We start from the raw sequence: 7,773 nt of genomic DNA on the forward strand, positions 1-7,773 counted from the left end.
GTTGACAAAAGAGGCACTGAAGTACATTGATTATGATCTTGACATCAAAGTTTTTCCGGACGGGCGATTTCACTTGCTTGACGAAGGTGAGTATGAGCAGCACCGCCGCCAAATGAAATATCCAGATTCGATTGATCGCATTTTGCGGAAAAACGTGGATATTTTAAGTCACTGGATTTTGGATAAAAAAGGTCCTTTTTCCAAAGATTATATTGACATTTGGTACGAGAAGTATAAAGAATACCGTTGACAGAACGAAAGAAAAAACCCCTAAGCTGCGAGCTCGCAGCTTAGGGGGTTTTGTCTTTTTTGACCATCATGCTTTTGAAAATACTTGTTGATAACGCTTGAAGGAAAATACACTGAATAAAACAATCAGCGCGGCGAGCCAAATTAGTGCTTGAATCGTGCTTGAAGCATTGAAACTGAAATCATGGTTTAAAAAGTGCCCGTGCGGTTTCAACAATCGGTGTCATCGGCTGGTAATCGGCAAACAGTTGAACCGGCTTAGCCATGCCCTTAGTAGGCATCAGTGCCGAACTTATAAAGAGTAGCATCAGCAAAATGTAGGAAAACCCGCCGGCACCTGCATAGCCTTTAGCTTTAAGCGAGAAGGGGATAGCAAGTAGCGTAATCGCAAAAGCAAAAAGCGCTGATAAGCCTAAAAAGATCAGCCAATCGACGAGACTTGCTTCCGTACGATAACCCATCATAACACCGACGAGAAGAACAATAATCTCTGCGAGCAACATAAAAATAACAGAAGCTGTAACATGCGAACCGAGTACAATCCAGCGTTTAATCGGAAGTGAATGCAGCCGGTTCAAAAAACCTTTGTTCTTGTCGACATTGATGCGCATCGCTGTGTAGGCAGAACCCATCGTCATCGTAATCAGTAAAAAGCCGGGTAGAGCGTACTCGAGATAAGCCTTCATATCCGTTTCGCCGCCGACCGTAATATTTCCTCCAAAAACATAAACAAAGAAAAGTAGCATAAAAATGGGCGTTCCAATCACAGTAATAATCGTATCAACATCCGTAATATTCTGCTTAATTATCCGTTTTGTCAGCACAAATAACTGCTTTAGAGCCTTCATTTTTCTCCCTCATTTCCCGTAACATGCAAGAAGATCGACTCTAGGCTAACCTCGGCCAAGTTAAACTTCTCGACCGAAATCCCTTTGGCGAGCAAAATTTGAAGTGCTTCCTGCGCTACAGTTTCATTTAATTCAATCGTTTTGTCAGTTAATTGATAAGACAAGTTGCCTTCCTGCAAGAGAGCCAAACCTTGATCAAAATCTGTCGCATCTAGTTCCAGCAAGTAGTGTTTCTCAGCCTTTTGCTTCACTTGTTCAGGCGTACCTGATAAAACAATTCGGCCATCATGAATAAAACCGATATGATCGGAAATCCGATCAGCTTCCTCCAAATATTGCGTTGTCAGAAAAATCGTTTTGCCGGAATCACGAATCTCTTGAATCGTTTTCCAAATTTCAATCCGATTTTTCGGATCAACCCCAGTCGTCGGTTCATCTAAAAAAATTAAGCTTGGGTCCCCGACAAGCGACATCGCAATATCAAGCCGGCGTCGCATTCCACCAGAATACTCAGCAACCTTGCGTTTCAAAAAACTATCCAAGTTGAGGCGCTCAGAAATTCGAGTAATCTCTGCTTTCACATCCTTTACGCCTCGCAGTTCAGCAATAAGCTTCAAATTTTCGTAGCCGCTGAAGGCTTCGTCGAGCGTATTAGATTGCGAATTCAAGCTGATCAGTTCGCGCACCTTGTCTGGCTTTTCAGCAAGCGATTCACCTAGAATCGTAACCGTGCCAGCATCCGCATGGAGCAAAGTGGCCAAAATATGAATAAGCGTTGTTTTCCCCGCTCCATTTTCTCCAAGTAGCGTAAATACCTCACCTTGTTTGACCGAAAGCGAAACATCCTTTAAAACTTCATGATTCTTATAGCTTTTTCGCAAGTTTTCAATTCGAATCGCATCCATCATCTTCACTCTCCAATTTTTTTAATATCTTCTCGAAGCTTATCTTGACTTTTAATAATCCAAAGTTCTTCCGGATACTGCGCCATGATCGAATCGGCGAACTCAACCGGATCAGTACCTAAAATATCAGTTACCGGTACATTATCAATTGAACTTTCTTCAAACAAGTGAAGCACACCTTCCAAAACGACCATAAAATTTTCGCCTCTCGCAAAATTCCACATATATTTTTCAAGCGCATCAAGCGCTTTTTTATAATGCTCTGGTAAATTTTGCTTGGCCTTTTTATAATCCTTATACCGTTTTTTCGAACCGATCATATCCTTAATAAAATTCCTCATTTTACTTATCTCCTTTCAATTGTCGAAGCCGTTCTTCGATAAAGCCCCATTTTTCCCAAAAGACAGCCAAATATTCCTTACCGGAATCGTTCAGCCTATAAAATTTGCGCGGCGGCCCAAGCTCAGATTTTCGTTTTTCAACATCAAGCAAACCTTTCTTTTCAAGGCGAAGTAGCACAGTATAAACCGTTCCTTCCACGATATCCTCAAAGCCTAAATCAACTAGATAATTCGTAATTTCGTATCCATACGTTTCCCCTTGACTGATGCGCTCTAGCACAATACCTTCAAGAACACCTTTTAACAACTCCGTGAGACCTTTCATTGTAATCCTCCTCTATATTGTATGACTAGGTAGTGAAGCCTTCTAAAAATAAATAGCAGATGAAGGTAGCAGTTTTACTACTCTGTATAACTTAGTTCTACTACATAATAATACTAAGTAGGGAAAAAATCAATGCTGAAGTTTATAAAAAATGAAATAGTAAAGAAAAGATCAAATTTAAAATCAGTGCAGTGAATCAAGTTATATATAGTTCAGTGGACAGTGAGTTTGCAAGCCAGCCAACGTTCTAAATTTAAATGAAAAGCCTCGAGTTTAATTCTGCTTACAGATAAGGATGTATTAAATCTTAAAACGGGGGAACATTAAATACCATCATTTTGAAAACGAACATTTGATTTGAAAGCTGAATAAAAGAAGCGAACAGCTGGAATAACTGTTCGCTTCTTTTATTCTTCCGTAACACTAATTTCAATTTTATTGTCTTTCTTGTGACGAAGCTTAAAGCTGTGAATAAGCTTATCCAAGTAATCAACCGTTTCTTGATAAGCAAAAATAGAAGCAATAATCCGCATCAAATGATATTCATCTACCGCACTCGCATCCTCATCCAACTTCAGTTCATTGATAAAAAGATCCATCAGTTCTTTAGGGTCTTGTGCCAAATGATCTTCTACGTAATCAAGGTCAACCGCTACTTTGTCAATATAAGTAAGCAGGAGCTGTTCGTGTTTGTCTGTCAAAAAATCGATTTGTTGCCGAATTAGTTCTTGCTTTTCAGGTTCAAGCTGTAAGTAATCATTTTCATAACGATGCTGAATCTTCAAAAGATCAATCGCTTTTTGCGAGCAAAGAATCATTTGCCGATAGATCGCAATTTTACGCGCTTTCGAGATCATATCTTTTTTACGAATCGACCGTTCTTCCTTAAATAAATCATACTGACCGCGAATTTGTGTCATCTGCTTTTGCATCCAGTCCATATCTTTTTTCAGCAAAGGGAAGTCGGCAGCATGCCTCAAATTAAGTTTGATCCATTTGAGAATTTCATTATTTGTCGTATAAATTTGCTGATAAAGCGTTACCTCGTATTTCGGCGGAATAAAAATCAAATTGACAATAAAAGCTGCGACAAGTCCAAGCATGATTGTACCAAACCGAATGAGTGCAATTTCCAAAAACTCATTTCCTGGCGAATCCATCACAATCACAAGCGTCACAAGCGTAAGTCCAATTGTGTTTTCGAGCTTCAGCTGAAGGAGAAGCGCTACACAAATAATCGAAGCAACCCCGATCAAGATAAAATCGTTACCGACATAAAGACCGAATACGATAGCAATTACAGCTCCGATCACATTTCCCTGTGCCCGTTCAAGGATCGAGAGGTAGGAACGGTAAATCGAAGGTTGAACGGCAAAAATTGCCGAAATCCCCGCAAGAGAAGGGGAGGGAGATTTGCAAAGCTCTGCGATAAATAATGCCAGCGTAATCGCAATCCCAGTTTTTAAAATTCGCGCTCCGAATTTCATGCTAGGTAATTCCTTTCTACATAAAGTTTCAAGTCTCATACTTTTTTCTTATTATAACCCGACTTTCCATTTTATGACATGAAAATCATTCTTTTTCAGCCATTTTTGCAAATACCCGCCGCACAGCTTCGAGTGTTTCTTGAATGTCCGCCTCCGTATGGGCAGTTGTCACGAACCAAGCTTCATACTTCGAAGCAGCCAGTAGGATCCCTTCTTCACGCATCAACTTAAAGAAGCGTGCGAATGCCTCGCCATCCGTATTTTGCGCATCTTCATAATTTCGAACCGTTTTATCTGTAAAAAAGACCGTAAGCGCTCCGACAATTTGATTTATCGTAACGGAAATTTGATGCTCTTCAGCCGCTGCCAAAATCCCATCTTTTAGCATCCGGCCGAATTTTTCAAAGCGGTCATAAAGTCCATCCTCTTGCAGCACTTCGAGACAAGCAATCCCAGATAGAATCGAAGCCGGGTTTCCAGCATGCGTACCTGCTTGATAAGCAGGACCAAGTGGAGCTACTTCCTCCATAATATCTGCTCTGCCGCCGTAAGCGCCGATTGGCAGTCCGCCACCGATAATCTTTCCGAGCGCCGTAAGATCGGGCTTCACGCCAAGCAAATCTTGCGCACCACCATACATAAATCTAAACGCCGTAATGACTTCATCATAAATCACGAGTGCACCTGTTGCATGCGTCATTTCATTTACCTTTTCAAGAAAACCGGGTTCAGGACCAACAATCCCGAAGTTTCCGACAATCGGCTCAACAAGCACTGCAGCAACCTGATCGCCCCAAACGCGAAGCGCTTCCCCGAACGCATCCAAATCATTAAACGGAACCGTGATCACTTCTTTTGCAGTGGCTTCTGTCACCCCAGCCGAATCCGGCGTTCCAAGTGTAGATGGACCTGAACCTGCTTCAACTAACACGAGATCAAAGTGCCCATGGTAGGAACCGCCAAATTTGATGATCTTGTCGCGTCCAGTAAAAGCTCGCGCAACCCGAACTGTTGTCATGACCGCCTCAGTACCCGAATTTGTAAAGCGTACTTTATCAAGCGAAGGGATGGCTTCTTTCAGCATTTTGGCAAAAGTAATTTCATGTTCTGTTGGCGTTCCGTATAAAACCCCCGTTTCAGCCGCATATGTAATAGCTTTTGTGATGTGCGGATGAGCGTGTCCAGTAATAATTGGACCGAATGCTGCCAAGTAGTCGATGTACTTATTCCCGTCTACATCAAAAAAATAAGCCCCTTTTGCAGATTTCATCGTGACCGGCACACCGCCGCCAACCCCTTTATAAGAACGGCTTGGGCTGTTTACACCACCGACGATATGCTTTTTCGCTTCCTCATGCAGTTCAACTGATTTTGAATGATTCATCTTTACATCTCCTTTATATTAAGCGAACTTTCCCGCTTGTCTCCCTTATTCTATGAGAAATCCGACAAAGTCGCAACACGGAAGGGCAAGATAATTGCTGTTTTTTGAAAAAAAGAATAAACTGGGGGTAAAATCAAGGAGGTTTGTGTGATGAAAATTGTTTTTACTATGGCAATTCCGGAAGAATTGCAACAAGCTCAGGCTAACAAATTTGATGCCCATACTTACTACTACACAGATGACATCCAAAATTTCAAACAGTTAAAGGACATCGATGTCATCGTGACATATGGCGCAAACCTGACCGAGACGATCATCAAGCAGGCCTCTGCTCTCAAATGGATCATGGTATTCTCTGCTGGAGTTGACGGCCTTCCGAAAGAAATCATTCAAAAAAGAAATATTACTGTCACGAACGTACGCGGCATCCATGCGTTACCCATGGCAGAATTTGTAATGGCTTACCTGCTTGATGACGTTAAACAGCTCCACTATTTCAAAGCCGCCCAACACGATAAACGCTACGAATCTGAGCATCCCGTCGTCGAACTTGGTCAAAAAACCATCATTGTTGCTGGAACTGGCGCAATCGGGAGCCAAATTGCAACATTCGCAGCCGCATTTGGTATGCAGACAATTGGCTTAAACACAACGGGACATCCAGTTGATGCTTTCGGCGAAACGTATCCTTTGGAAAAAGCAGTCGAGCATATCGGACGGGCTGACTACTTCGTCTCAGTTCTCCCAAAAACACCAGAAACAAATGGCATTTACGATCAAATATTTTTCGACGCTTTCCCAAAAAGTGCAGTCTTCATCAACATTGGACGCGGTAATGCAATTAAAAAAAGAAATCTTGGAAGCTGCTACCAAAAACAAATCCGCCCGTCACTTCTACCTAGATGTGTTTCCCGACGAACCTTTACCAAAAGACAGTCCCCTTTGGACGCTTGAAAATGTCACCTTAACCCCACACGTATCCGGACACACTGATCAATATCTGAAGAGAAGCTTTGCTATTTTTGATGATAATTTAATTCGATATAAAGAAAATTTGCCGCTCGTTAATATGATTGATCTTAAGAAAGGCTATTGAATCGCATTATTGACATTATGTAAGTGTTTCCGGTAAAATGGTACTAGTAAGAAAATATCTATAATTAAGGAAGGGGTGCATGACGGTGTCTAGTACTCATCTAAAAGAGTCAATAGATGTCCTGAAACAATCTGGAGTTCGTATTACTCCTCAACGTCATGCTATACTGGAATTCCTAATTAATTCACACACTCATCCGACAGCGGATGAAATTTATAAAGCGTTAGAGCCCGATTATCCTAATATGAGTGTTGCAACTGTGTATAACAACTTAAGAGTGTTTCGTGATGCGGGATTAATTAAGGAATTATCTTATGGTGATGCATCAAGCCGATTTGATTTCACAACCTCTAATCACTACCATGCTATATGTGAGAACTGCGGAAAGATTGTTGATTTCCATTATCCAGGTCTTGATGAAGTCGAGCATTTTGCCGCACATGTAACTGGCTATGAAATTAATAAGCATCGTTTGGAAGTTTACGGACTTTGTCCAGAATGCCAAGCTAAAAATTGAAGTAAAATGAAATAGCTCTGAAAGCATTTGAATGTCTTGTTCAAATGCTTTTTATTTTCAAGTATTCATTTTTTATGCATTTAATAGGAAGAAGAAGGGATGTTTGACTGTATGAATTATTAGTCTTTTAAAATCTTACATTTTTATTCATAATTCTGTTGACATCTATTCATAATCTTGGTATATTAGTTCTCGGCGCTACTAATTGCAGCGAATTTGAATGAAATTGATTACAAAATTAATTCAAAAAAAAAGTTGACAGATCAGCGTCTGAATGATATGATTTAAAAGTCGCAAAAAAACAAAATTACTTAACAAAACAAACTTAGATTTGCGAACTATCGACCTTTGAAAACTGAACAAAAAGAAGACGAAAAAGCGATGAGACAGTATGTTTCACCAATCAATTCGTAGGGCAGGAAATCAAAAGTGATTTCCAAAACAAATCTAGTAAGAAATTGCTAGCGAAGTCAAGTATGACGCTAAGGAAACTTATTCACGGTGTTGAATAAGTATTCAAATTCATTTTAACGAGAGTTTGATCCTGGCTCAGGACGAACGCTGGCGGCGTGCCTAATACATGCAAGTCGAACGAACCAAAGAGAAGCTTGCTTCTCTGTC

At 40.7% G+C, this 7,773-nt stretch carries 8 protein-coding genes, 1 rRNA gene and 1 pseudogene; 4 read left to right on the forward strand and 6 right to left on the reverse strand.

Annotation, left to right across the window (positions count from 1 at the left end; translation table 11 throughout):
- Positions 1-250 (forward strand): DUF402 domain-containing protein (locus MFLO_RS13490; protein ID WP_036098546.1); only part of this gene is annotated, 250 nt, incomplete at its 5' end.
- A 181-nt stretch (positions 251-431) separates the two neighbouring features.
- On the opposite strand, the gene MFLO_RS13495 is transcribed toward MFLO_RS13490, so the two are convergent.
- The 6 genes from MFLO_RS13495 to MFLO_RS13520 all read right to left on the reverse strand — a co-directional run bounded on the left by MFLO_RS13495 (position 432) and on the right by MFLO_RS13520 (position 5,539).
- Entirely contained in the window at positions 432-1,097 is a 666-nt protein-coding gene (locus tag MFLO_RS13495; protein ID WP_206538348.1) for an ABC transporter permease, read from the reverse strand.
- Positions 1,094-2,005 carry an ABC transporter ATP-binding protein gene (locus tag MFLO_RS13500; protein ID WP_036098547.1) on the reverse strand — a complete coding sequence of 304 codons (912 nt, stop codon included), beginning with the start codon at positions 2,003-2,005 and terminating at the stop codon, positions 1,094-1,096. Before MFLO_RS13500 ends, MFLO_RS13495 begins: the two co-directional genes overlap by 4 nt.
- 2 nt (positions 2,006-2,007) lie before the next feature.
- The gene (locus tag MFLO_RS13505) at positions 2,008-2,343 is read right to left on the reverse strand and encodes a DUF1048 domain-containing protein (RefSeq protein WP_036098549.1); all 336 of its coding nucleotides are present in this window, start codon (positions 2,341-2,343) and stop codon (positions 2,008-2,010) included.
- Position 2,344: 1 nt separating this feature from the next.
- Positions 2,345-2,668 (reverse strand): PadR family transcriptional regulator, encoded by a 324-nt coding sequence (locus MFLO_RS13510; protein WP_036098550.1) that lies wholly within the window; start codon positions 2,666-2,668, stop codon positions 2,345-2,347.
- A 407-nt stretch (positions 2,669-3,075) separates the two neighbouring features.
- Positions 3,076-4,155: an aromatic acid exporter family protein gene (locus tag MFLO_RS13515; RefSeq protein ID WP_036098551.1), complete on the reverse strand. Its 1,080-nt coding sequence runs from the start codon at positions 4,153-4,155 to the stop codon at positions 3,076-3,078.
- An 85-nt stretch (positions 4,156-4,240) separates the two neighbouring features.
- The gene (locus MFLO_RS13520) at positions 4,241-5,539 is read right to left on the reverse strand and encodes a glutamate-1-semialdehyde 2,1-aminomutase (RefSeq protein ID WP_036098553.1); all 1,299 of its coding nucleotides are present in this window, start codon (positions 5,537-5,539) and stop codon (positions 4,241-4,243) included.
- 150 nt (positions 5,540-5,689) lie between these two features.
- Here MFLO_RS13520 and MFLO_RS13525 point away from each other — a divergent pair.
- The 3 genes and pseudogenes from MFLO_RS13525 to MFLO_RS13535 all read left to right on the forward strand — a co-directional run.
- Positions 5,690-6,635 (forward strand): annotated as a pseudogene (locus tag MFLO_RS13525) (NAD(P)-dependent oxidoreductase).
- Between the two features lie 79 nt (positions 6,636-6,714).
- Positions 6,715-7,152, forward strand: a complete 438-nt coding sequence (gene perR, locus MFLO_RS13530) for a peroxide-responsive transcriptional repressor PerR (RefSeq protein WP_036098554.1) — start codon at positions 6,715-6,717, stop codon at positions 7,150-7,152.
- Positions 7,153-7,678: 526 nt separating this feature from the next.
- Positions 7,679-7,773, forward strand: a 16S ribosomal RNA gene (locus tag MFLO_RS13535); the annotation flags it as partial.

Origin of the sequence: Listeria floridensis FSL S10-1187 (assembly GCF_000525875.1) — a bacterium.
Classification (GTDB): Bacteria; Bacillota; Bacilli; order Lactobacillales; family Listeriaceae; genus Listeria; species Listeria floridensis.

What these genes read in the sequence shown, in the direction of transcription:
- MFLO_RS13505 (WP_036098549.1), bottom strand. Translation starts at nt 2,343, where the DNA reads ATGAGGAATTTTATTAAGGATATGATCGGTTCGAAAAAACGGTATAAG.
- MFLO_RS13510 (WP_036098550.1), bottom strand. Translation starts at nt 2,668, where the DNA reads ATGAAAGGTCTCACGGAGTTGTTAAAAGGTGTTCTTGAAGGTATTGTG.
- perR (WP_036098554.1), top strand. Translation starts at nt 6,715, where the DNA reads ATGACGGTGTCTAGTACTCATCTAAAAGAGTCAATAGATGTCCTGAAA.
- MFLO_RS13520 (WP_036098553.1), bottom strand. Translation starts at nt 5,539, where the DNA reads ATGAATCATTCAAAATCAGTTGAACTGCATGAGGAAGCGAAAAAGCAT.
- MFLO_RS13500 (WP_036098547.1), bottom strand. Translation starts at nt 2,005, where the DNA reads ATGATGGATGCGATTCGAATTGAAAACTTGCGAAAAAGCTATAAGAAT.
- MFLO_RS13515 (WP_036098551.1), bottom strand. Translation starts at nt 4,155, where the DNA reads ATGAAATTCGGAGCGCGAATTTTAAAAACTGGGATTGCGATTACGCTG.
- MFLO_RS13495 (WP_206538348.1), bottom strand. Translation starts at nt 1,097, where the DNA reads ATGAAGGCTCTAAAGCAGTTATTTGTGCTGACAAAACGGATAATTAAG.